Source organism: Anaerocolumna sp., from assembly GCF_032079385.1.
Lineage (GTDB): Bacteria > Bacillota > Clostridia > Lachnospirales > Lachnospiraceae > Anaerocolumna.
In genome coordinates this window covers 1-23,768 of record NZ_DAMAUC010000005.1, presented here as the reverse complement: position 1 = coordinate 23,768, position 23,768 = coordinate 1, and the positions used below count along the sequence as shown (strand labels likewise).

Below are 23,768 nucleotides of genomic sequence, written 5' to 3'. Positions count from 1 at the left end.
CTCTTCATAATATAATTATAATAAATAAAAGCTGTTACAATTATATCACTATTGTAACAGCTTTTACATGTAACTAACCTTAATCATCTTATCTTTCTAATACGATTCTTTCGCAAAGATCATGATAGGATATTCCAATCGCTTTTGCTTCTTGTGGTAACAAGCTGGTTGGCGTCATTCCTGGCAATGTATTCGCCTCTAAGCAAAATGCATTGTTATGCTTATCTACAATAAAATCAATTCTTGAATAAAATCCTAACCTTAATGCATTGTGAACAGCTAGTGCTTTTTCTTTTAGTAAATTTGATATATCTTCTGAAATATTTGCAGGGCAAATTTCTTGTGTTAAGCCAACTTGATATTTGTTTTTATAATCATAAAAGCCAGACAAAGGCTTAATCTCAATTACTGGCAAAGCTATATTATTAAGAATGCCAACTGAGAACTCTCTTCCCTCAACTTTATCTTCAATAAGGATAAAGTCTTCATACTTTTTAGTCAATTCAATCGCACTATTTAATTGATTCGAATTTTCTACAATAGTAACACCCACACTAGAACCACAACTACAGGGTTTTACAACACAAGGATATTTTATATCATCAAGAGTATATTCTTTATTTAAACATATGTATTTCCAATCCGGCGTTAAAATATTATTTGCTCTTATTATCTTCTTAGACAAATCCTTATCCATTGCAAGAAGACTTCCAATATAATTCGTACCTGTATATCGAATTCCGTACACATCTAGTACTGCTTGTAACTGCCCGTTTTCACCAATTGAACCATGAAGTGCAAGAAAAACAATATCTGCTTTCTTACATATTTCAAGGACACCTTCGCCGATTAAACTACTTTTATTATTTACACTATTTTTGATTGATTCTAAATCCGGTTCATGTTCTGGCACGGAGTAAGAAAATCTATAATCTGATTTGTTATTTACATATACTGGAGAGAATGTCTTGTTATGTATTCCTAAATATAAATCAAGTAATTGAACATCGTGTCCTTTCTCAATTAAAGCATTTGATATTAACGTTCCCGAAGCAATCGAAACATCCCTCTCCGGACTAAGGCCTCCTACTAATACGACTATCTTCATACTACCTCCCATTGCACACCGCGTCTTCTTGCAGATGCGGCACTGCTACAAATCAGGGTGTGGATTATACATTTCAATAATTCAAACTATCCCCCTGGATTAATATAATTATGACAAAATCTATATATTAATAACCAATTTATGTTTTAAAATCATCATATTACTTTTTTACAAAAATATCAATACTAATCAAGCCCAATAAAACAGCCCATACCTTGTAAGGTGATACATTGAAGGAAGCTTTTTCAATACAGCATAAAGTAAGTGATTTTGTATCAAACTTAAAAGAGTAAAATAAAACAAACTTTTGAAAGGGAAAGACATGACTGAATTTTATGGCAAATATAAAAAGCGTTCCTATTTTGAGGGCTGGTATTTTAAGAATCAAAATGAAAGGGATACTATCTCGTTTATTCCGGCATTTCATGTTGATCAGAATCAAAATAAATCGGCATCTATTCAGGTGATTACAAATAATTCCTCCTATTATCTTACGTATCCAATCGATGAATTTTCAGTATCGGATAAAAGATTTGGTATACGAATAGGAAAGAATATGTTTACTGACAGAGGGCTCATTCTCGATATTAAAAGAAAAAATCTCACAATAAAAGGTAAGCTAAGCTATACTGCTTTTACACCGTTAAAATATGATATTATGGGACCATTTCGATATGTTCCCTTTATGCAATGCCGTCACAGCGTTTTCAGCCTTACACATAATGTAAATGGCATGATTGAAATGAATGGCAGAAGCATGAGTTTTTATCAAGGTATGGGGTATGTAGAGGGAGATCGGGGCACGGGTTTTCCAAGTGACTATCTTTGGACACAATGTAATTGGTATGATAGAGGGAATAATATAGTTATGGTATCCATAGCGAATATTCCCATAGCAAAATTCTCTTTTACAGGGTGTATCAGTGTTATATATTATGGCGGAAAAGAGTATCGACTTGCTACTTATTTAGGAGTAAAAATAAAAAAATATAATAAAAAAGAACTGTGGATACAGCAAGGCAAATATGATTTGTATGTACAATTGCTTGAAGAGAATGCTTATGGCTTAATGGCACCAGAGAAAGGGAAGATGATTCGTACTGTCCATGAAAGTATCAATTGTAAAATACGGTATCGTTTTATGATACAAGGTAATGTAGTTTTTGATTATACAGGCATTGGCAGCTTTGAAAATGGAGCTAGGAGGTAATAACTCAAACAAATAATTTTTATAAAATACGACCGGGTAATGAAGACAGTGCCGTTGGGCAAAGTCATTACGGTGGGAGGGATTAGAGATTATTTTGCAAAGGCGAATAATGCGGATTTTACGGATCCCATTACCGCAGGAATTTTTGTTTCTATTGCTGCATGGGCAAGTGTACAAAGAAACAATGATAAAACACCATATTGGAGAACACTTAAAGGGGACGGTGAGCTAAATCCCAAATATCCAGGCGGTGTTGAGGACCAAAAGGAAAAGCTTGAGGCAGAAGGACATAACATTATTCAGCGAGGAAGAAGCAACATCAGATATTATGTGAAGGATTATCAAGAGAGCTTATACGATCTAAACAATCCGGTAGAATCCAAGTTATAGGTGTGTAATGTACAGAATAGGAAGCATTGACTCAATGCTTCCTAAAATTTTTAAATTGTTTTTTCTATTATGAAAATACTAAAAATTTTAATTATATAACCAACATACATTAGTTTACTTTTTATTATTTTAGTGATATGATTCCAAGAAAAAGATAGTAGATTTATGTTATCGTCTGAAAATATCAAATCATTCGGAACATGGAGGTAAACATGATAATACCGGAACATGATAGGTTATTACAAGGAATAGAGTTAGTTAAAAACCAAAAAGGCTGCCTGAAAATATATTTTGGTTATGCAGCAGGAGTAGGTAAGACCTATGCAATGTTAGATGATGCAAGAGAACTGCAAAAGTATGGTGTAGATGTGGTAGCAGGTTATATAGAAGCCCATACCTGCCCGGAAACATTGCAGTATTAAAGTAAAGAAGAACAAGCTGATAAAATTACGCAATGCATGCACCCTGGGTTACTGTATACATAGATAAGGAAGAGAGTATTTTTTTAATACTTGATATTTAGGAGAGAGACTATGAATAGATTAAAATTAATATTACCAACACTGGAGTATAAAGAAAAGCTTTTGGATTATAAAAGAGAATTTATTGAGAATGGAGATAGCATGGATGGTACTGGTGGTTTAGGACGTACTAAATCATTTGAAGAGTGGTATCAGGCATTTCTTGATAATCTAAAAGAAGAAACGGTACAAGCCGGCATGGTTCCTGCAACTACCTATATGGCCATTTCTGCAGATGATGGCAGACTAATTGGTATGATAGATATTAGGCATCGATTAAACGACTATTTGTTTCACTATGGAGGCCATATAGGTTATAGTATTAGAAAATCAGAAAGGCAGCAGGGATATGCAACGGAAATGTTAGCATTAGCCTTAAAAGAATGTGCTAAATTAAATATGAATAAAGTTTTAATTACTTGCGATAAAGAAAATACAGCCTCTGCTAAGACCATGATAAATAATGGAGCCATATTGGAAAATGAAATACCGGAGGGAAATGGAATTACACAAAGATATTGGATTATTTTAAATAAAGATAATTAAAAAATATTCAATTATACCATATTTCTCTATACTCTTCCTATTAAAAAATAGTGACTATTAAGGAAAAGTAGGTTATACTTAGTTGCATGTATTTAAACCAGATAATCAGTATATATAATCTATATGCTAAGTCTAACAAAGAAAATTATCTTGATAAAGGTAGTTACTATAGATGGGATTTTTCTCCCAAAGGAGCTTAGGAAATGATAAAAGACTTTTTGCCAATTAGTAGAGAAGATATGGACATACGGGGATGGGAACAGTGTGATTTTGTGTTTATTTCGGGAGATGCTTATGTTGATCACCATTCTTTTGGACCTGCTATTATCAGCAGGGTGCTGGAAAGCTATGGATACAAAGTGGGAATTATTGCACAACCAGATTGGAAGAATAGCAAAAGTATAACTGTGCTGGGTACACCTAGGTTGGGATTTTTAGTAAGTGGTGGTAATATGGACACCATGGTAAACCATTATACCGTTGCTAAGAAACGAAGACATAAGGATTATTATTCACCAGGCGGAGAAATGGGCAAGAGACCGGACAGGGCTACTATTGTATATTGTAATTTGATTCGAAAAGTATATAAAGATATCCCTATTATTGTGGGGGGAATTGAAGGCAGTTTACGAAGACTGGGTCATTACGATTATTGGAGCGATAAAGTGAAACGGTCTATATTGCTGGATTCACAGGCTGATATTATCTCCTATGGCATGGGTGAACGTTCCATTGTTGAAATTGCGGAAGCGTTAGACAGCGGTATTGCAATTGGAGATATTACTTTTATAAATGGTACTGTTTATAAAGCCAAAGACCTATCTTCTGTATATGATGCCATTACCCTGCCATCTTTTCAAGAGATAACAGATAATAAAGAGAAATTTGCAAAAAGTTTTTATACACAATACTGTAATACGGATCCATATTCAGGACAACGATTAGTGGAGCAGTATAAAGAACATGAATATGTAGTGCAGAATCCGCCTGCAAAGCCTTTATCACAGGGGGAAATGGACCGGATTTATTCCCTGCCTTTTATGAGAGATTATCATCCTTCTTATGAAGAAAAAGGCGGCATTCCTGCAATTGAAGAACTAAAATTCAGCCTGGTTCATAATCGCGGATGTTTCGGCGGTTGTAATTTCTGTGCACTAACCTTTCATCAGGGTAGAATTATTCAAACCAGAAGTCATGAATCCATATTAGCAGAAGCAAACCAATTAATATGGGACAAGGACTTTAAAGGCTATATTAATGATGTTGGAGGCCCAACGGCAAATTTTAGATTCAAGGCATGTGAGAAACAAAATACCAAGGGAGCATGTATTAACAAACAGTGTTTGTTCCCGGCTCCATGTAAAAATCTAAAGATAAATCATGAAGATTATTTATCTTTATTAAAAAAGTTAAGGGAATTGCCAAAGGTGAAGAAAGTATTTATTCGCTCCGGGATTCGCTTTGATTATTTAATTAATGATAATGATGATACCTTCATTAATGAACTTTGTGAGAATCATATTAGCGGTCAGTTGAAAGTAGCTCCGGAACATATTAGTGATAGAGTGTTGGATTTAATGGGAAAACCAACGAATTCTGTGTACAAACGGTTTATTACCAAATACAAAAAGATTAATCAGGATATTGGAAAAAATCAATTTGTTGTACCTTATCTCATGTCTTCCCATCCCGGTTCAACTTTAAAAGAAGCTATTGAATTGGCAGAGTATATTAGAGATATTGGGTATATGCCGGAACAGGTGCAGGATTTTTACCCGACTCCATCCACTATTTCTACCTGCATGTATTATACCGGATTAGATCCTAGAACCATGAAGCAGGTATATGTGCCTAAAACACCTCACGAAAAAGCGATGCAAAGAGCATTGATTCAGTATCGTAACCCTAAAAATTATGATTTGGTTGTGGAGGCTCTTACTTTAGCTAATCGGACGGACTTAATCGGATTTGATAAAAAATGTTTAATCAGACCAAAGAATAATGGAAAATATGCATACGGGAATAAATCCGATAGCAAACACAATGGTGGTAATAAGCGGGGAAGTGAACATTCCGATAAAGGCAGCTCAAATAAAAAAGGTAAAGAAAGTAAATTTTCATCGGAGAGAAATATAAATAAGAATACTGACAAATACAAAAACAATAAGAGCAATGATGGGATGAAAAAGACAGGAAGAACAGCACAAAGGAAGAGTAAAGCTAAGACTATAACAAGGTAATCAGAATAAAAAATGAGAGAAGATGTTTTTCAAAATATTATCTCTCGTTTTTTATATACATAATCATTTAATTAATATATGAATAATGGCCCAACAGTATTTGTTATTTTATGGATAATATAAAAAGGAGGACTATATGAAAGTAGAAAAACAATCATTTGGTAAGACGGCGTCAGGAGAAGAAGCACTATTATATACTATTACAAATAAGAATGGCATGTCTGTTAATTTCACTGATTTTGGAGCAATTATTGTTAAAATTATAGTGCCGGACAGATGGGGTAAGTTAGAGGATGTAGTTCTGGGCTACGATGATTTAGCTTCTTATGAACACAACGAGCCGGGATATGGTTCCCTTATTGGCCGAAATGCCAACCGTATTAAAAACGCTGTAATCCACATAAATAATAAAACATATAATCTGGAAAAAAATGATGGACAGAATAACTTGCATGGTGGTTCTATCAGTTATAATAAATACATGTACAAAACGAAAGTATTATGTGAAGATAACTTAGCATCCATTGAATTTTTCAGAGTAAGCCCAGATATGGAGCAGGGTTTCCCGGGAGAACTTAAAGTAAGTATGACCTATACTTTAACGGATGATAATGAACTTATTCTTAAATATCATGCTGTTTCTAATCAGGATACAGTGGTTAATTTAACGAACCATTCTTATTTTAACTTATCCGGACACGGTTCTGGAACAGTATTAAATCAAAAAGTGAAGATTTTGGCAAATGAATTTACGCCTACAGACGATGAATTGATTCCTACCGGAGAAATAAGAGAGGTATCAGGCACTCCAATGGACTTTCAGACATTAAAATCAATAGGTCAGGATATATTTAAAGATTATATACCTTTAAAACAAGCAGGGGGTTACGATCATAATTATATACTTAATAATTATAAAAACAATCAGGGTAATACAGTAGAAAAAGCGGCTGAATTAATGGATGATAAAAGCGGCCGTGTTATGGAAGTATATACGGATATGCCGGGTATGCAACTTTATACTGGTAACTTTATTACGGGGACAGAAACCGGTAAAGAAGGTTTCGTTTATGAGAAACAAGGCGGAGTCTGCTTTGAAACTCAATATTATCCAAATTCCTGCAATACACCGAATTTTCCCTCCAGCATACGAAAGGCTGGGGAAACATATGACCATTGTACCATATTTAAGTTCTCAGTAAGTAAGTAAAAGAGTTATTGCGTTTATCATCACTATGCAGTATCTGTTCTGTAATAACAAAATTAGTCAATAAATTAATCAACGAAAATATAAATGCACCTCAAATCTTAGATAAATATATCTTAGTTTCAGGTGCATTTTTAAAGTGAAAAATCTCATATGAAAAGGAACCAGGCTGCTTAAAAGACTAATAAAAATAGTATGTCACAATGGGGCAGCCAACCTTTAAAACTGATATTAAAGTAATTAAAAACTGGATTACTTACATGCTTGGATAAATTCTTTAAAAAGGTTATCCGCATCTTCATTAATCTTAAATAAATGTTCCGGATGCCATTGAACACCTAAAAAGAACTTCTTTCGGGGATGATAAATTGCTTCGATTAAGGAATCAGTTGATTTACCGGCAGTCTTTAAACTAGGAGCTAAATCTTTAATTGCCTGATGATGAAAGCTATTTACCTGAATACAATCTTTTGGATTAATATTATGAAGTAAACTGCCTTTTTCTACGATAACATTATGTGATACCACTGAGTTACCGGAGGTTTGTGAGTGAGCAAGCTGTACAGGGGTTGAAAGCTGTGCTGAAATATCCTGATATAGAGTTCCTCCCAAGAATACATTCATAATTTGCATTCCCCGGCAGATACCAAGAACAGGCTTATTAGTGTCAATAAGGCTTGAAAATAAATCTTCCTCCATCTTATCCCGTTCCGGTACTACAACACCACATTGTGCCATGGTCTCTTCCTCATATCGGAAAGGACTAATGTCAGGTCCTCCCGTAAATAAAAATCCATCACAAATAGTTGCTGCTGTTTCTAAAGATTCTTTGTCTGTATGCAAAGGTAACATAATTGGAATGCCTCCGGATACATAAATAGCTTCCAAATAATTTGGACCAACCCAAATTCTGTTTTTTTCATAATCATACTGCGGTGTAAGACCGATAATAGGTTTCTTCATAATAGCCTCACTTTCTGCCATCTCTAATATTTAACCTCATCAGGGAAGCGGACTTGCCTGCTTTAGCAGGTGTTCAAGCTCCTGCTGAAATGCCACGTAATGGCAATGAGGTTATGAGCAAGTAGCGTAAGCGGATAAACTTGCCTGTGGGTAAGGGAATATCCGCTTTGACTTTCATAATGGAGTATGTCTCACTAAAGAACTACTTTATCCATATCTTTTCCCTTTTTAACGTACATTAACATATCTTTATCCAGCATGAGAAGTTGCATTTATGCTGCCAGTCTAATAAATGTTAAGGTATACACATTTTACCACGTTATTTTTCTATTTACTATATGTAGTTGAAAAAATATGTAACATATTGTTATACATTTTCACAGATAATTCCTAGTATCAATTTAAAAGTGATAAATCTATTTCGATAAATATAAAAACATATTGACATAAACTATTTGCATGTATATAATTAAGTTGAATTAATAAAGAACTATAAGAATGGGGGATATTATGTCAACTAATAAATATCAAATGTTTTCAGATGAAATGATACAAAAGCTTTTAAATGAAGCTATAGGAATTCAAAAAGGAGAAGGTGAAAAAATGAAGACAATAGTAGAAATTAAAAAAGAATATCTGGAATATTCTGCAGAACAGGCTGAAAAGTGTAAAAAGCAAATCCAAGTACTAAAACTGGATGATAAAGAAGACGAAGCTAATTTAGAAAAGGTAAAATTGAATATTTACGGTATTTTTGAAAGTTTAATAAATGCCAGTGCCAATAAGTTCTTATATCAGAAGAATATGGGGGCAGAAGATAAAACAGTTGGATTTTGCCAAGATTTTTTGGATTACTTTGATAAGATTCCTGAAAGCTGGAGAATAAATTATGAAAAAGCAAAAGAGTATAATGATGTAACTCAATGTGTTATTGAAGAAAATAAACTTTCTGTGGCAGAACATTTAAAAAATCACTTTACAGATATAATGAAGCAATTATACCAAGGCGCTAAAGTGCCAGAATCGAGGTTATTATGAATGTGGAAAATGTAAAGCTATTTAAGTGCCTGGGTGATAAATCAAGATTATCTATATTATCTAATTTGATTAACGAGCCTATGTACGTCGAATTGTTAGCGGAAAGATTGAATCTGACCCCTTCCACCGTTTCTTTTCACTTAAAGAAATTGGAGGAGGCCGGCTTAGTGCATTCTAAAAAAGAGCAATATTACATGATATATGAAATTGATGAACAGTTGTTGAATATGTCATTAATGGATTTTGTCCATCAGGAGAATTCGGAGGAGAAAAAACAACGGGAGAGAGAAGAAGAGTATAGGAACAAAGTAATCAACAGTTTCTTCCAATATGGAAAACTAAAGTCCATACCGGTTCAAAGAAAAAAAGCAAGAATTGTTTATGAAGAGATTTTAAAAGCCTTTGAACCAAATAGAAAATATACGGAACGAGAAGTAAATATTATCATTGCCGATTACCACGATGATTTTTGTACCATTCGAAGAGATATGATATCTGAGAATTTACTGGAGAGGGAAAGTAATATATATTGGGTAAAAGGCAATAATAATAAGAGTCCTCTTCAATATTATTTACTCTGACTGTATTCGAATTAACATTTATAAACATGTCATTCTGAGCCTAAAGGGCAAAGAATCTTTTAATGTGAGATTCTTTGCCCTTTAGGCTCAGAATTGCATATTATAATATAAATGCTGCAAAAGCTCTTTGTCTACTTGTCAATCTATAAAAGGTTCTGCTATAATAAAGAACAGAATTGGGAAATTTATCTGGAGGTTTAGGTTGAAAGAACAATTTTTCAACCGGCAATTTGTGCCGGTGCACAAAATTGCTTCGTTATTAAACGGTGCTAAAGCACAGGAATCGAGGTTGTAATGTTACAAAAATTTTATCCTAGCGAAATTGCAGATTCTGCATATGCCATTGATTATAAAAGTTTATACCAACAAGGTTATCGTGGTTTACTATTTGATATAGATAATACGTTAGTAGAACACGGTGCACCTGCTAACAAAAGAGCTATTGAACTGATTAGTAAGTTGAAAGAAATCGGCTTTCGAATTTGTTTGATATCCAATAATCAGGAAGAAAGGGTGTCCAGTTTTAACAAAGACATTAAAGTACATTATGTTTATGATGCTCACAAACCTTCCAGAAAAAATTATTATAAAGCAATGAAGTTAATGGGTACGAAACCTAGAAATACTGTATTTGTCGGAGATCAATTATTTACTGATGTGTACGGGGCAAACCGTGCCGGTATTAAAAGTTATTTTGTAAAGCCAATCGGCCCCAAAGAAGAGATACAAATTGTTTTAAAACGTTATTTAGAAAGAATCGTACTTTATTTCTATAGACGTCAAAAAAGATTAGAGGCAAATTAATTTGGTAAGAAACCAAGGATAGGAAAGTTAGGAAACATATATGAACAATATTATATTAATTGGTTTCATGGGCAGTGGTAAAACCAGTGTGGGAAGGCAGCTGGCCAAAAAGCTGCAATATACTTTCTGCGATACAGATGAGTTAATTGAGAAGGAAAATAAAAATAGTATACGAAATATATTTGCAGCATATGGGGAAGAATATTTTCGTAAATTAGAAACTGCCGCAATCAATGAATTATACGGAAACATGACAAGAACCGTTTTATCTACAGGAGGAGGTTTACCAATTACAGAAGGTAATGACCGCCTGTTAAGACGTTTAGGACATGTTATCTATTTAAAAGCTTCTCAAGAAACTTTAATGAAGCGATTACAAGGAGATACATCCAGGCCATTGCTTGGGGGAGAAAAAGCAGAAGAAAGGGTCTATAATCTTTTACAACAACGGACACCGATTTATGAAAAGACTGCACATTATTCAGTTACAACGGACCATAGAAAATTCTATGAAATTATTGATGAAATAATAGATTTATGCAATATTTAAATTAGATATTACTTTTAGTTATTAAGATATACATGAAGAAATATTGAATGCATAAAATATTATTACTTACTGATACATTACTGTATAAGAAATATAATATTTATATGCGGAAAGGGAAGATATGAAATTATTGGTAATTAACGGCCCTAATATTAATTTCCTGGGAATTAGAGAAAAAGAAGTTTACGGGAAGGAAAATTTTAATTATCTTTTAAAACTGTTAAAAGATAAAGGAGAAAAAGAATCTATTCTTATTGATACTTATCAAAGTAATTGTGAAGGGAAAATTATCAACAGAATTCAGGAAGCTTACTTTGATGGTACGGAAGGGATTATTATCAACCCGGGAGCATATACCCATTACAGTTACGCAATCCGTGATGCATTGGCTTCTATAGAGCTGCCCAAAATCGAAGTACATATCTCCAATGTGCATACGAGAGAAGAATTCAGACATGTTTCAGTAACCGCACCGGTATGTACAGGGCAGATAGTAGGACTAGGATTACAAGGATATATATTGGCAATTGATGCAATTAAGAATATTCTTAATGATAAGTAAATATAAGTAATTAATTTGATCTTTTAATTGTTTTTAGAGGTTTTATAATCGAGATAAGTATGAGATAATTCAAGTGAAAAGTCTTGTATTAATTTAAATAAAAAGTTATACACTTTTTAACATATTTTTTATGTTCTTATAAAAAAATAGTTGAAAAAAATTGTCGGATAATATAAACTATAGGTTAGTGAATTTAAGGAGGAATATCAAGTATGATATCAGCAGGCGATTTTAGAAATGGCTTAACAATTGAATTGGAGAATAACGTTTATCAGGTTATAGAGTTCCAACATGTAAAACCAGGTAAAGGTGCAGCCTTTGTTAGAACTAAATTAAGAAATATAAAGAATGGTGGAGTAATAGAAAAAACTTTTAGACCAACTGAAAAATGTCCGCAAGCTCATATTGAGCGTTCTGATATGCAATATTTATATTCAGATGGTGATTTATTTTACTTTATGGATACTACTACATTTGATCAAATAGCATTAAATGGAGATGCAGTTGGAGATACTTTAAAGTTTGTAAAAGAGAATGATATGGTTAAGATGCTTTCTCATAATAAACAAGTTTTTGCAATTGAGCCACCATTATTCGTAGAATTGGTTATTACTGAAACAGAGCCTGGCTTTAAAGGTGATACAGCAACAGGTGCTTCAAAACCAGCTATAGTTGAAACCGGCGCAACTGTTTATGTACCTTTATTTGTAGAACAAGGTGACAAGATCAGTATTGATACAAGAACTGGTGATTATTTAAAGAGAGTATAAGAAAAAGCATAATTTTGATTGTATGATAATGATACAAGCATAGTATGTGGTATGTTATAAAGAATTTATGAAACCCTTGAGCTATCAAGGGTTTTTCTGCAATATTAAAAAGCGTTAAAGCGCTAGAATCGAGGTTAGTATGAAGCATGTAACAGAGAGATTTATCAAATATGCAAAAATAGATACCCAATCTGTAGATGAAATGGACTCAGTTCCAAGCAGTGAAAAACAAAAGAATTTAGCAAAGGTCTTAGTAGAAGAATTGAAGGAGTTAGGTGCTTCTAATGTTCGTACAGATGAACATGGGTATGTATACGCCACGATACCTTCTAATACAGATAAAAAACTTCCCGTAATCGGCTTTATTGCTCATATGGATACGTCACCTGCCATTAGCGGCAAAGATGTGAATCCACAAATAATAAAGAACTATGACGGAGAAGACATTATATTAAATAAGGAACTTAAGATTACTTTAGAAACTTCTCAATATCCTGCAATCAAGCAATATGCCGGACAGGATGTAATTGTTACAGACGGCAACACCTTATTAGGTGCAGATGACAAAGCAGGGGTTGCTGAAATCATGGTTATGGTTGAAACTTTGCTCTCTAATCCTGATATTAAGCATGGAACGATTCAAATCGGTTTTACTCCCGATGAAGAAGTGGGAAGAGGTGTTGATTTCTTTGATGTAGAAGGTTTTGGAGCAGATTTTGCCTATACCGTAGACGGCGGGGAAATCGGAGAACTGGAATATGAGAACTTTAACGCAGCCGGTGCCAAGCTATTCATACAAGGAACCAGTATTCATCCCGGTTCTGCGAAGGACAAAATGATCAATGCCTTGTTACTTGCTATGGAGTTTCAAGGAATGCTTCCGGTGCAGGAAAATCCTATGTATACAGAAAAATACGAAGGATTCTATCTGCTGGAATCCTTAGAAGGCGGAATTGATTCTGCGAAGGCCTCTTACATTATCCGTGACCACGATAAAGTGAAATTCCAGCAGAAGAAAGATAATTTCTTAAAAATCGTAAATTATCTTAATGATAAATACGGAGAAGGAACTTTTAAAGCTATTATAAAAGACTCCTACTATAACATGAAAGAAAAAATTGAGCCACATTTTCATTTGATAGAGAATGCAAAAAAGGCAATGGAAGATGCAGGAGTTACACCAATTATTACACCAATTCGCGGTGGTACCGATGGTGCAAGATTATCTTATATGGGATTACCGTGTCCTAATATATGTACCGGCGGTCATAATTTTCACGGAAGATACGAGTATATACCTGTTCAGTCCATGGAGAAGGTAGTAGAAATATTACTTAATATTGTTGGTATATATGCTGAATAATTATTGAAATAGTGAATATTTATTAATAAATATACAATATTGTAAAAGAGCAAAGAAGCATTCATCTTTGCTCTTTTTGTAAATTTTCAAGAAGAAATAATATCCATATTTAAACCAAATTTAACAATGTCTTTGGAAAAGAAACATATGTCAACCTATACCAAACGAATGTCATTATTAAAAATACAAATGTCATTGGTGGTAAAACATATTTTTTATTTAGCAAATAAAAAGTTGTTAGAGAATGCTAATAAAAATCAAAAATACAATAGAATTTATAATGAAGTTCTATTTATAAGAAAATAAGAAAGTCAAGCAAAATAGAGGCATATAGAAGCTATATTAAAGAAATTTCTCGAAATATTACTATGGAAAATAAATTAAGCAGTCCCTTTTATTACTAAAAACTAAGTGGGTACACACAAATAATAGGAAATAATTATAATCAAATATAAATTAATTTCTAAAAATTCATTGATTTTTATTTTAAAGTGATATATTATAGACAACAACACGAAAAAATATACATTTCAATGGGAGAAAAACCATATTAACTGAAATGAAAAAAGTATATAGGAATAAGGATAAAAATAATAATTTATGAAATCTGTAAAAAGGATTTTATTTTAATAACAGCAATCCAGTAAATTGCGGAAAAGAGGTAGTCTATGAATAGTGATGCGGTAAAAACAGGGATGCAGCAAGCTCCACACAGATCTTTATTTAATGCGTTGGGATTAACCAAAGAAGAATTACAAAAACCGCTTATTGGTATTGTAAGTTCCTATAATGAAATCGTTCCTGGTCATATGAATCTTGATAAAATTGTGGAAGCCGTGAAATTAGGAGTGGCTATGGCTGGCGGTACACCAATTGTATTCCCTGCCATTGCAGTTTGTGATGGTATTGCCATGGGACATATTGGAATGAAATATTCTCTGGTTACCAGGGATTTAATAGCGGATTCTACGGAAGCAATGGCAATGGCACATGGATTTGATGCATTGGTTATGGTTCCAAACTGTGATAAAAATGTACCGGGGCTTTTAATGGCAGCTGCAAGAATTAATATTCCCACTATATTTGTAAGCGGAGGACCAATGTTAGCAGGACGTGTAAAAGGAGAGAAAACAAGCTTATCCAGTATGTTCGAAGCAGTTGGTGCCTATAGTGCAGGAAAGTTATCAGAAGAAGAAGTGGAAGAATATACTTGCAAAACATGTCCAACAGCAGGTTCTTGTTCCGGTATGTATACAGCAAATAGCATGAATTGCCTGACGGAGGCGTTAGGTATGGGGCTAAAAGGAAATGGAACCATTCCGGCAGTGTATTCCGAAAGAATCAGACTTGCAAAACATGCAGGTATGAAGATTATGGAGCTTTATGAAAGAAATATAAGGCCAAAAGACATTTTAACAAGAGATGCCTTCCTGAATGCTTTAACTGTTGACATGGCACTTGGATGTTCTACCAATAGTATGCTACATTTACCAGCAATTGCACATGAAGCTGGTGTTGATTTAAATGTAGATATTGCAAATGAAATCAGTGCTAAAACTCCAAACCTTTGCCATCTGGCGCCGGCAGGACATACCTATATGGAAGACTTAAATGAAGCCGGTGGTGTATATGCTGTTATGAATGAATTGAATAAGAAGCATTTATTACATACAGATTTAATTACGGCTACCGGTAAAACAGTAGGGGAGAATATAGATGGTTGCATTAATAAGGACACAGAAGTCATTCGTTCTATTGATAATCCATATAGCCAAACAGGTGGTATTGCGGTATTGAAAGGTAATCTGGCACCTGATTCCGGAGTGGTAAAACGTTCTGCAGTAGCTCCTGAGATGATGAAGCATGAAGGCCCTGCCAGAGTGTTTGATTGTGAAGAAGATGCAATACAGGCTATAAAAGGCGGTAAGATTGTTCCAGGGGATGTAGTGGTGATTCGTTATGAAGGTCCTAAAGGCGGCCCTGGTATGAGAGAAATGTTAAATCCTACTTCCGCTATTATTGGAATGGGATTGGGTTCTACCGTGGCATTAATCACCGACGGGCGTTTCTCCGGTGCCTCCCGTGGAGCAGCAATCGGTCATGTATCACCGGAAGCAGCAGTAGGAGGTCCAATTGCTTTAGTAGAAGAGGGAGATATCATTGAAATTGATATTAATGCCAATTCTTTGAATATGAAAGTTTCTGAAGAAGAATTAAAAGAACGAAGAGTAAAGTGGCAGCCAAGAGAACCAAAGATAAAAACCGGTTATTTAGCACGTTATGCCGCCATGGTTACCTCAGGCAATCGGGGAGCAATATTAGAAATTCCTACAATGAAATAAAAGATATATTTATATGGCAGGCCAGCTTCTATCAAGTAGAAGCCAGGATGCCATAGATTTTATGAAGATGAAATAAGAGGCGCTAAAGCGCTAGAATCGAGGTTAGAATGCAGTTAACAGGTTCTCAGATATTAGTGGAATGTTTAAAAGAACAGGGCGTCGATACAATCTTTGGCTATCCGGGAGGCTCTGTTTTAAACATATATGACGAATTATACAGACATCAAGATGAAATCAGACATATTTTAACTTCCCATGAGCAAGGTGCTTCTCATGCAGCAGATGGGTATGCCCGTTCTACCGGTAAAGTTGGTGTGTGTTTAGCCACCAGCGGACCAGGCGCTACCAATTTAGTGACTGGCATAGCAACAGCATATATGGATTCTGTTCCGATGGTTGCCATAACAGGTAATGTTTCTGTTAATTTATTGGGAAAAGACAGTTTTCAGGAAGTTGATATTGCAGGCATTACCATGCCTGTTACAAAACATAACTTTATTGTAAAAGATGTAAAGGAATTGGCAGTCACACTCCGAAGAGCCTTCAAGATTGCACAATCAGGAAGGCCGGGACCGGTTTTAGTGGATATCGCAAAAGATGTAACTGCCAATAAAACTGAATATACAAAGGTTCAGATTCAAAAGGTCGAGAAAAAAGCAGATACCATATTAGAAGAAGATATTCAAGCCGGATTAGAGATGATTGGGAATGCCAAAAGACCGGTTATCTTCCTAGGAGGTGGAGCTGTTATTTCCGATGCCGGAAATGAAGTAAAAGAATTCGTATCAAAAGTTCATGCTCCGGTTACAGATACCCTAATGGGTAAAGGTGCATTTGATGGAGAAGATCCTCTATACACAGGTATGTTAGGCATGCATGGAACGAAAGCGGCTAATTTAAGTGTAACTAAGTGTGATTTACTAATTACCATAGGTTCCAGATTCAGTGATAGAGTGACCGGAAATATATCAAAGTTCGCCAGAAATGCTAAAATACTTCAAATTGATGTAGATCCTGCAGAAATTAATAAAAATGTAAATATACATCAAAGCATCATTGGAGATGTGGGAGAAGTTCTGAAAAGATTAAATGAAAGATTAGAACAGCAAGACCATAAATCCTGGGTAAATCAGGTCTTGGAATTGAAAGAACAATTTCCGTTAATATATAATCCTGAAATCTTAACAGGACCTTATATTCTCGAAAAAATTTATGAACTGACGGGTGGAGATGCAATTATTACAACAGAAGTCGGTCAGCATCAGATGTGGGCAGCACAATTTATAAAATATAAGAAACCAAGAACCTTTATTACCTCAGGAGGTCTTGGAACAATGGGTTATGGCTTAGGAGCCTGTATTGGAGCTAAAGTCGGCAATCCGGATAAAACGGTTATTAATATAGCGGGAGACGGCTGCTTTAGAATGAATATGAATGAGATTGCAACTGCTACCCGTTACGATATACCTATTATTCAGATTGTATTTAACAATCATGTTTTAGGAATGGTAAGACAGTGGCAGACATTATTCTATGGTAAACGATATTCCCAGACTACCTTAAATGATAAAGTGGATTTTGTAAAGTTGGCAGAAGCTATGGGAGCAAAAGCCTATCGTATAACAAAAAAAGAAGAGGTAGAGGAGGTTTTAAAAGAAGCCATTTCTTTAAATACTCCCGTAGTGATTGAATGTCAAATAGAAAGTGACGATAAAGTTTGGCCTATGGTTGCACCGGGAGCGCCAATTGATGAAGTTCTTACGGAAGAAGATATGAAAGAAAAAAACACTGAAAGAAAAAAGGAATAATGAAATAGAAAAAGAAACATGAAATAAAAAGCACTGAAAGAAAAAAGGAACAATAAAATAAAAAAGAAACAATAAAATAAAAAAGAAAGAATGAAATAGAAAAGTAAAGAAACAGAAAGAATAAATATTAAAAGAGAAAAAAATAAATATAGAAATAAATATAAAACATAGAAAATAGAAATATAAATAGTACCAACATAGCATAGAATCAGTTAAAGATAAGCAAGATGAATTTGATTTGATAATTATGAAAATAAAATATATCAATAAATTTATACTTTTCTAATTCTACATAATACATGTTAAAGCGGTAATGATAAGAATTTTATACAAAAATTTATTAAATTTAATAATAAATGATAATCATCACCATATTGACTAAAATTTAACCAAGTACTATAATGGATTAAAGTGTTCAAGTGGTAAATAGGTAATGTAAAAAGCTTATAGATATAAAAGGAGGATATTCAAAATGGGAAGAGTTTATAATTTTTCAGCAGGTCCTGCAGTATTACCTGAGGAAGTACTGAGAGAAGCGGCAGAAGAAATGCTTGATTATAAGGGAACCGGCATGTCTGTTATGGAGATGAGCCATAGATCCAAAGCATTTGAAACTATTATTGAAGAGGCAGAACAAGATTTAAGAGACTTAATGAACATACCGGATAATTATAAGGTATTATTTTTACAAGGCGGTGCTTCGCAGCAATTTGCTATGATTCCTATGAACCTAATGAAGAATAAAGTAGCAGATTATATTATAACCGGCCAATGGGCAAAAAAAGCTTATGAGGAAGCTAAAAAGTATGGTAAAGCCAATGCAATTGCATCCTCAGCGGATGAAACTTTCTCCTATATTCCGGATTGTTCAGACCTTCCCATAAGTGAAGATGCAGATTATGTATACATATGTGAAAACAATACTATATATGGAACCAAATATAAAACCTTACCTAATACCAAGGGTAAAACTCTTATAGCCGACGTATCCTCCTGCTTCTTGTCAGAACCGGTTGATGTAACAAGGTACGGTATTATCTATGGTGGAGTTCAGAAAAATGTAGGTCCTGCCGGAGTTGTAATTGTTATTATCAGAGAAGACTTAATTACAGAAGATACTCTCCCTGGTACACCAACTATGTTACAGTACAAAATACACGCAGATAATAAATCATTATATAATACTCCTCCTGCATACGGAATCTATATCTGCGGCAAGGTATTTAAGTGGCTTAAGAGAAAAGGCGGTTTAACTGCTATGAAGGAATATAATGAAAAGAAAGCAGCTGTTCTTTATGACTACTTGGATCAAAGTAAATTATTTAAGGGAACTGTTAGAAAAGAAGACCGTTCCTTAATGAATGTACCTTTTGTTACCGGTAATGAAGAACTGGATGCTAAATTTGTAAAAGAAGCAAAGGCCGTAGGATTTGAGAACTTGAAAGGCCACAGAACCGTTGGTGGTATGCGTGCAAGTATCTACAATGCAATGCCAATAGAAGGTGTTGAAAAATTAGTGGAATTTATGAAGAATTTTGAAGCTGAAAATCTAAAATAAGATAGTGATGGAAAGGTACTAGAGCTATTAACAAAGGCGCCGATGCGCCGGAAAGAGGTTTGTTATGGTAAATTATAAATGCTTAAATCCTATAGCTGCTGTAGGTGTGGATTTATTCACCGATAATTATAAACAGGTAGATTCTGTAGAAGAAGCAGAAGCGGTTCTTCTTAGAAGTGCCTCCATGCATGAGATGGAACTTCCTGCTAATCTAAAAGCAATTGCCAGAGCCGGTGCGGGAGTAAATAATATTCCTCTTGATAAATGTGCGGAAAAGGGCATTGTTGTATTTAATACTCCTGGCGCCAATGCCAATGGTGTAAAAGAATTAGTGGTTGCTGGATTAATGCTGGCTTCCCGTGATGTGGTAGGAGGTATTAACTGGGTTCGTTCTGTTAAAGATGAACCGGATGTGGCAAAATTAGTGGAAAAAGGTAAATCTCAATTTGCAGGAAAAGAAATACTTGGGAAGAAACTTGGCGTTATCGGACTTGGTGCTATCGGTGTTTTAGTTGCTAATGCAGCAAATCGATTAGGTATGGAGGTATATGGATGTGACCCTTATCTTTCATTAGAACATGCATGGAATTTATCCAGGGACATTAAATATGTGAAAACAAGAGAAGAGATCTATCATAACTGTGATTATATTACTGTTCACGTTCCTTTATTACCGGATACCAAAGAAATGATTAATAAAGATACCATAGCCCTGATGAAAGATGGAGTTATTATTTTAAACTTTGCCAGAGATTTATTAGTAAATGATAATGATATAGAAACTGCCCTTAAGACTGGTAAAGTAAAATGCTATGTAACAGACTTTCCTAATGAAAAAACAGCAGGAATGGAAGGGGTTATAGCGATTCCCCACTTAGGTGCTTCAACAGAAGAATCCGAAGATAACTGCGCTGTTATGGCTGTAAAGCAGCTGAAAGAATATATGGAAACCGGAACTATCAGAAACTCTGTGAATTATCCTAATTGTGAAGCCGGACCATTGCCATCAGGCAAACGTATTACCATAAATCATAAAAACATACCTAATATGTTAACGCAGTTTACCGGTGTATTATCTTCTGAAAATATCAATATTTCTAATTTAATTAATAAGAGCAAAGGTGATTATGCTTATACTGTTATTGATCTTGAAGAAGAACTGTCGGATACCATTGAAGGAAAAATTAATGATATAAAGGGAGTTCTAAAGGTCAGAGTAATTTAACTTTATTCATGAATTAATACATAATTAAGGGGCTGTTGTAAAATGAATGCTTCATACCGAAAATGGATTGTAAAATCAGTCTGACTACTTATATCGGTATTTTTATTCTATTTTACACAGTCCCTTTCGTAAAGATTTGTATCTACTACCGTAACTTGCATTTTTCTAAATTTAGATAAAACAATATAAAAATAAGGAGAATATACCATGGCAAATATTAGACCTTTTCAATGTATAAGACCTAACGAAACAGTTGCAGGCAGGGTGGCTGCTTTACCTTATGATGTATATAATCGTGAGGAGGCAAAAGCAGAAGTAGAGAAGGAACCCCTATCCTTTCTTAAGATTGACAGGGCAGAAACACAGTTTGATGATAGTGTCGACATATATGATAATCGGGTGTACCAAAAAGCAAAAGATTTATTAGAGGAAAACATTGCAGAGGGTATTTTTATAGATGATACACAGGTGTGTTACTTTATATATGAATTAATAATGAAGGGAAGATCACAAACCGGTCTTGTAGCCTGTGCTTCCATAGATGATTACTTAAATAAGGTTATTAAGGAGCATGAGAAGACAAGGGAAGATAAAGAACTGGATAGAATTCGTCACGTAGATACCTGTAATGCCCAGACAGGACCAATTTTCCTGGCTTACCGTTCCAATAGTAAAATAAACGCTGTCATTGATGAAGTTAAAAAAACAAAGCCTTTATATAGTTTTACAGCCTTGGATGGAATTGTACATAATGTATGGAGAGTAGCTGATTTAGATAAGATTGGTGTCATTCAAAAAGAATTTTCTGCCATAAACAACATTTATATTGCAGATGGACATCATAGAGCAGCATCTGCGGTAAAGGTAGGGTTAAAAAGAAGAGATGCCTGTAAGGGGTATAATGGTACAGAAGAATTCAACTATTTTTTATCCGTGTTATTTCCGGAAGACCAGTTAATGATCTTACCTTATAACCGTGTTGTGAAAGACCTGAATGGACTTAACTCTAAAGAGTTTCTGGATAAAGTATCTGAAAACTTCCTTGTAGAAGAACCTGGTAATGAAGCCTGGGGTCCAGAGAATAAAGGCAGCTTTGGAATGTACCTTAAGGACAAATGGTATAAGTTAACAATGAAAAAAGTAATTAGTAATAATGATCCGGTAGAATCCCTGGATGTTTCTATATTGCAAAATTATCTTTTGACACCTATTTTAGGAATAGGCGATCCCCGGACGGATAAGAGAATTGATTTTATTGGGGGCATTCGTGGATTAGAAGAGCTGGAGAAAAGAGTAAAGGAAGATATGGCGGTTGCATTCTCTATGTATCCTACCGAAATTAATGAATTATTTGCCGTATCAGATGCAGGTAAATTAATGCCGCCAAAATCCACATGGTTTGAACCCAAATTAAGAAGTGGTTTATTTATACACAGAATATAATGAAGAACCTAATGATAAAATATTATGCAAGTTAACATAATTAGTAAAATGATTATGAGATTACCTGACTTGTCTACTTCTTCACCAAGCATGGAACGAATACAATATTACCATGCTTGGTAAAGAAGTTTTGCTATAAATTAAACTTAGAAAACAATATTATCTTATATAAATACATACTGTACCAGTGCCATATATAATGCTGTTCCCGCACCTATGCTTAAAAGAGTATTCTTTTTCCACAAATGTAAAAGGATAATTACTCCTACGGATATTATTTCCGGAAGACCAAAGGGAACAGCTGCAACGGATATATCTTTCAAACAGTAAACAACCAGCATTCCAATAGTAGCATATGGGAAGACTTTGCCAAGATAGGTTATGTACTTGGGTGTTTCTTTATGATCTGGAAATATAAGAAAAGGTAATATTCTAATAAAAATAGTGGTAATACTAATAATTCCAAAGAATAAAATAGATTGTTTAGTTGTAAATGTCATGCTAAATCCCTCCCTTCTATTTTCTTTTGTAATATGGTAACCAATAAAACGATTAGTATCATGGAGGGGATGATGAAGTTACCTGCTCCAAACAGTAATCTGCAAAGTATTGAAGAACCAACGCCGATAAGAACCGGTATGTGATTCTTTGCAGACCTCCATTGATCTACAAATATTACTACAAATAAAGCGGTAAGTACAAAGTCAATTCCTTTTGTATTAAAAGTAATGAAACCTCCTACAATACTACCTATTAAGGACCCTGTTACCCAGTATATGTGGTCTAATAAAGTTATAAAAAACATAAACCAACCTCTGTCTACTCCTTCCGGAGGCTGGGCAGAACATAGAATGGAAAAGGTTTCATCCGTCAACCCAAACATAAGATATGGTTTCTTTTTTTCCATCCCTTTAAACTTAGTTAACATGGCGATTCCATAAAACAAATGTCTTGCATTTACCATTAAGGTCATAAGACAAGTATATAAAGGATTAAAACCGGAGGCAATCAAGCTAATTGCAACAAATTGCATGGAACCGGCATAAATGAATAAACTTACTAAAACAACCCAAATACTTGAATATCCTTTATCATTCATCAGAATTCCAAAAGCTGTTCCCAGTACAAGATAACCCGTAAGAACAGGTATAGTATAAGGAAATGCTGATTTAAGTGCTTTCCATTTTGTGTTCATAAATATTGTCTCCTTTGTATATTCATTCATTAATAATAGTATAAATTAAACTATTCCGCAATATTAATTTAAGAAATAAAAATTTAGTTTATTAACGTACGTACGCTTTGCCTAATATAGGTTATTCAGACCATAGAGAGTAGGGGATGTTATATATTGCTTGTTCCATATAGAAATTCGATGGTTCTAATACGATAGTAATCGCTTAAAACATATTTAAAAATTGAGAACTCCTCGGCTTCGCCTCGTCAAACATCTCAATTTTTAAATATTGGCGCGATTTCTATCGTATAAGAACCATTAGCGAATTTCTCAAAGTCACTAGCAATATATAACATCCCCTA

At 34.3% G+C, this 23,768-nt stretch carries 21 protein-coding genes and 1 pseudogene; 18 read left to right on the top strand and 4 right to left on the bottom strand.

The annotated features are described in order from the left end of the window. Window positions 1-88: 88 nt before the first annotated feature. A complete protein-coding gene (locus RT261_RS05790; protein WP_313130549.1) occupies window positions 89-1,108 on the bottom strand; it encodes a D-alanine--D-alanine ligase family protein in 1,020 nt (339 codons plus the stop codon). Between the two features lie 322 nt (window positions 1,109-1,430). Between RT261_RS05790 and RT261_RS05785 the strand changes: the two genes are divergently transcribed. The 6 genes and pseudogenes from RT261_RS05785 (at window position 1,431) to RT261_RS05760 (ending at window position 7,225) form a co-directional block, all read left to right on the top strand. Further along, window positions 1,431-2,318 carry a tocopherol cyclase family protein gene (locus RT261_RS05785; RefSeq protein WP_313130547.1) on the top strand — a complete coding sequence of 296 codons (888 nt, stop codon included), beginning with the start codon at window positions 1,431-1,433 and terminating at the stop codon, window positions 2,316-2,318. Between the two features lie 21 nt (window positions 2,319-2,339). After that, a pseudogene (locus tag RT261_RS05780) lies at window positions 2,340-2,708 on the top strand (methylated DNA-protein cysteine methyltransferase); the annotation flags it as partial. A gap of 212 nt (window positions 2,709-2,920) precedes the next feature. Next, entirely contained in the window at window positions 2,921-3,130 is a 210-nt protein-coding gene (locus tag RT261_RS05775) for a hypothetical protein (protein ID WP_313130546.1), read from the top strand. Between the two features lie 111 nt (window positions 3,131-3,241). After that, window positions 3,242-3,775: a GNAT family N-acetyltransferase gene (locus RT261_RS05770; RefSeq protein WP_313130544.1), complete on the top strand. Its 534-nt coding sequence runs from the start codon at window positions 3,242-3,244 to the stop codon at window positions 3,773-3,775. A 203-nt stretch (window positions 3,776-3,978) separates the two neighbouring features. Beyond that, on the top strand, window positions 3,979-6,015 hold the full coding sequence (locus RT261_RS05765; RefSeq protein WP_313130543.1) for a YgiQ family radical SAM protein: 2,037 nt from the start codon (window positions 3,979-3,981) through the stop codon (window positions 6,013-6,015). Window positions 6,016-6,151: 136 nt separating this feature from the next. Beyond that, window positions 6,152-7,225: an aldose epimerase family protein gene (locus tag RT261_RS05760; protein WP_313130542.1), complete on the top strand. Its 1,074-nt coding sequence runs from the start codon at window positions 6,152-6,154 to the stop codon at window positions 7,223-7,225. 249 nt (window positions 7,226-7,474) lie between these two features. Here RT261_RS05760 and RT261_RS05755 read toward each other — a convergent pair whose 3' ends face one another. Beyond that, entirely contained in the window at window positions 7,475-8,185 is a 711-nt protein-coding gene (locus RT261_RS05755) for a gamma-glutamyl-gamma-aminobutyrate hydrolase family protein (RefSeq protein WP_313130539.1), read from the bottom strand. Window positions 8,186-8,695: 510 nt separating this feature from the next. Between RT261_RS05755 and RT261_RS05750 the strand changes: the two genes are divergently transcribed. The 12 genes from RT261_RS05750 (at window position 8,696) to RT261_RS05695 (ending at window position 22,229) form a co-directional block, all read left to right on the top strand. Continuing rightward, entirely contained in the window at window positions 8,696-9,223 is a 528-nt protein-coding gene (locus RT261_RS05750) for a hypothetical protein (RefSeq protein ID WP_313130537.1), read from the top strand. Further along, window positions 9,220-9,804 (top strand): DUF2087 domain-containing protein, encoded by a 585-nt coding sequence (locus RT261_RS05745; protein WP_313130534.1) that lies wholly within the window; start codon window positions 9,220-9,222, stop codon window positions 9,802-9,804. The genes RT261_RS05750 and RT261_RS05745 overlap by 4 nt, the downstream gene beginning before the upstream one ends. Window positions 9,805-10,098: 294 nt before the next feature. Continuing rightward, window positions 10,099-10,608, top strand: a complete 510-nt coding sequence (locus tag RT261_RS05740) for a YqeG family HAD IIIA-type phosphatase (RefSeq protein ID WP_313130532.1) — start codon at window positions 10,099-10,101, stop codon at window positions 10,606-10,608. A gap of 40 nt (window positions 10,609-10,648) precedes the next feature. Beyond that, complete coding sequence (locus tag RT261_RS05735) at window positions 10,649-11,158, top strand: shikimate kinase (RefSeq protein WP_313130529.1); 510 nt, start codon at window positions 10,649-10,651, stop codon at window positions 11,156-11,158. A gap of 121 nt (window positions 11,159-11,279) precedes the next feature. Then, window positions 11,280-11,720, top strand: coding sequence for a type II 3-dehydroquinate dehydratase (aroQ, locus tag RT261_RS05730; RefSeq protein WP_313130527.1), 441 nt, complete (start codon window positions 11,280-11,282; stop codon window positions 11,718-11,720). 212 nt (window positions 11,721-11,932) lie between these two features. Further along, window positions 11,933-12,490: an elongation factor P gene (efp, locus tag RT261_RS05725; RefSeq protein WP_313130525.1), complete on the top strand. Its 558-nt coding sequence runs from the start codon at window positions 11,933-11,935 to the stop codon at window positions 12,488-12,490. 139 nt (window positions 12,491-12,629) lie between these two features. Beyond that, entirely contained in the window at window positions 12,630-13,853 is a 1,224-nt protein-coding gene (pepT, locus tag RT261_RS05720; RefSeq protein WP_313130523.1) for a peptidase T, read from the top strand. A 668-nt stretch (window positions 13,854-14,521) separates the two neighbouring features. Then, the gene (gene ilvD / locus RT261_RS05715) at window positions 14,522-16,195 is read left to right on the top strand and encodes a dihydroxy-acid dehydratase (RefSeq protein WP_313130520.1); all 1,674 of its coding nucleotides are present in this window, start codon (window positions 14,522-14,524) and stop codon (window positions 16,193-16,195) included. A gap of 107 nt (window positions 16,196-16,302) precedes the next feature. Continuing rightward, window positions 16,303-18,003, top strand: coding sequence for a biosynthetic-type acetolactate synthase large subunit (ilvB, locus tag RT261_RS05710; RefSeq protein ID WP_313130518.1), 1,701 nt, complete (start codon window positions 16,303-16,305; stop codon window positions 18,001-18,003). Window positions 18,004-18,475: 472 nt separating this feature from the next. Continuing rightward, window positions 18,476-19,561, top strand: a complete 1,086-nt coding sequence (gene serC / locus RT261_RS05705; RefSeq protein WP_313130515.1) for a 3-phosphoserine/phosphohydroxythreonine transaminase — start codon at window positions 18,476-18,478, stop codon at window positions 19,559-19,561. A gap of 64 nt (window positions 19,562-19,625) precedes the next feature. Continuing rightward, on the top strand, window positions 19,626-20,786 hold the full coding sequence (locus tag RT261_RS05700) for a phosphoglycerate dehydrogenase (protein WP_313130513.1): 1,161 nt from the start codon (window positions 19,626-19,628) through the stop codon (window positions 20,784-20,786). A 207-nt stretch (window positions 20,787-20,993) separates the two neighbouring features. Continuing rightward, entirely contained in the window at window positions 20,994-22,229 is a 1,236-nt protein-coding gene (locus RT261_RS05695) for a DUF1015 domain-containing protein (protein WP_313130511.1), read from the top strand. A 164-nt stretch (window positions 22,230-22,393) separates the two neighbouring features. Here RT261_RS05695 and RT261_RS05690 read toward each other — a convergent pair whose 3' ends face one another. Both RT261_RS05690 and RT261_RS05685 read right to left on the bottom strand, forming a co-directional pair. Next, window positions 22,394-22,729: a branched-chain amino acid transporter permease gene (locus RT261_RS05690; RefSeq protein ID WP_313130508.1), complete on the bottom strand. Its 336-nt coding sequence runs from the start codon at window positions 22,727-22,729 to the stop codon at window positions 22,394-22,396. After that, the gene (locus RT261_RS05685; protein ID WP_313130507.1) at window positions 22,726-23,424 is read right to left on the bottom strand and encodes an AzlC family ABC transporter permease; all 699 of its coding nucleotides are present in this window, start codon (window positions 23,422-23,424) and stop codon (window positions 22,726-22,728) included. Before RT261_RS05685 ends, RT261_RS05690 begins: the two co-directional genes overlap by 4 nt. Between the last annotated feature and the right edge of the window lie 344 nt (window positions 23,425-23,768).

Bases quoted from the DNA above. Each gene is read 5' to 3' on its own strand.
- RT261_RS05695 (WP_313130511.1), top strand. From the start codon at position 20,994: ATGGCAAATATTAGACCTTTTCAATGTATAAGACCTAACGAAACAGTT.
- pepT (WP_313130523.1), top strand. From the start codon at position 12,630: ATGAAGCATGTAACAGAGAGATTTATCAAATATGCAAAAATAGATACC.
- RT261_RS05785 (WP_313130547.1), top strand. From the start codon at position 1,431: ATGACTGAATTTTATGGCAAATATAAAAAGCGTTCCTATTTTGAGGGC.
- RT261_RS05775 (WP_313130546.1), top strand. From the start codon at position 2,921: ATGATAATACCGGAACATGATAGGTTATTACAAGGAATAGAGTTAGTT.
- RT261_RS05760 (WP_313130542.1), top strand. From the start codon at position 6,152: ATGAAAGTAGAAAAACAATCATTTGGTAAGACGGCGTCAGGAGAAGAA.
- RT261_RS05735 (WP_313130529.1), top strand. From the start codon at position 10,649: ATGAACAATATTATATTAATTGGTTTCATGGGCAGTGGTAAAACCAGT.
- ilvD (WP_313130520.1), top strand. From the start codon at position 14,522: ATGAATAGTGATGCGGTAAAAACAGGGATGCAGCAAGCTCCACACAGA.
- RT261_RS05790 (WP_313130549.1), bottom strand. From the start codon at position 1,108: ATGAAGATAGTCGTATTAGTAGGAGGCCTTAGTCCGGAGAGGGATGTT.
- RT261_RS05685 (WP_313130507.1), bottom strand. From the start codon at position 23,424: ATGAACACAAAATGGAAAGCACTTAAATCAGCATTTCCTTATACTATA.
- RT261_RS05690 (WP_313130508.1), bottom strand. From the start codon at position 22,729: ATGACATTTACAACTAAACAATCTATTTTATTCTTTGGAATTATTAGT.
- RT261_RS05750 (WP_313130537.1), top strand. From the start codon at position 8,696: ATGTCAACTAATAAATATCAAATGTTTTCAGATGAAATGATACAAAAG.
- RT261_RS05700 (WP_313130513.1), top strand. From the start codon at position 19,626: ATGGTAAATTATAAATGCTTAAATCCTATAGCTGCTGTAGGTGTGGAT.
- RT261_RS05770 (WP_313130544.1), top strand. From the start codon at position 3,242: ATGAATAGATTAAAATTAATATTACCAACACTGGAGTATAAAGAAAAG.
- RT261_RS05740 (WP_313130532.1), top strand. From the start codon at position 10,099: ATGTTACAAAAATTTTATCCTAGCGAAATTGCAGATTCTGCATATGCC.
- serC (WP_313130515.1), top strand. From the start codon at position 18,476: ATGGGAAGAGTTTATAATTTTTCAGCAGGTCCTGCAGTATTACCTGAG.
- ilvB (WP_313130518.1), top strand. From the start codon at position 16,303: ATGCAGTTAACAGGTTCTCAGATATTAGTGGAATGTTTAAAAGAACAG.
- RT261_RS05745 (WP_313130534.1), top strand. From the start codon at position 9,220: ATGAATGTGGAAAATGTAAAGCTATTTAAGTGCCTGGGTGATAAATCA.
- RT261_RS05755 (WP_313130539.1), bottom strand. From the start codon at position 8,185: ATGAAGAAACCTATTATCGGTCTTACACCGCAGTATGATTATGAAAAA.
- RT261_RS05765 (WP_313130543.1), top strand. From the start codon at position 3,979: ATGATAAAAGACTTTTTGCCAATTAGTAGAGAAGATATGGACATACGG.
- efp (WP_313130525.1), top strand. From the start codon at position 11,933: ATGATATCAGCAGGCGATTTTAGAAATGGCTTAACAATTGAATTGGAG.
- aroQ (WP_313130527.1), top strand. From the start codon at position 11,280: ATGAAATTATTGGTAATTAACGGCCCTAATATTAATTTCCTGGGAATT.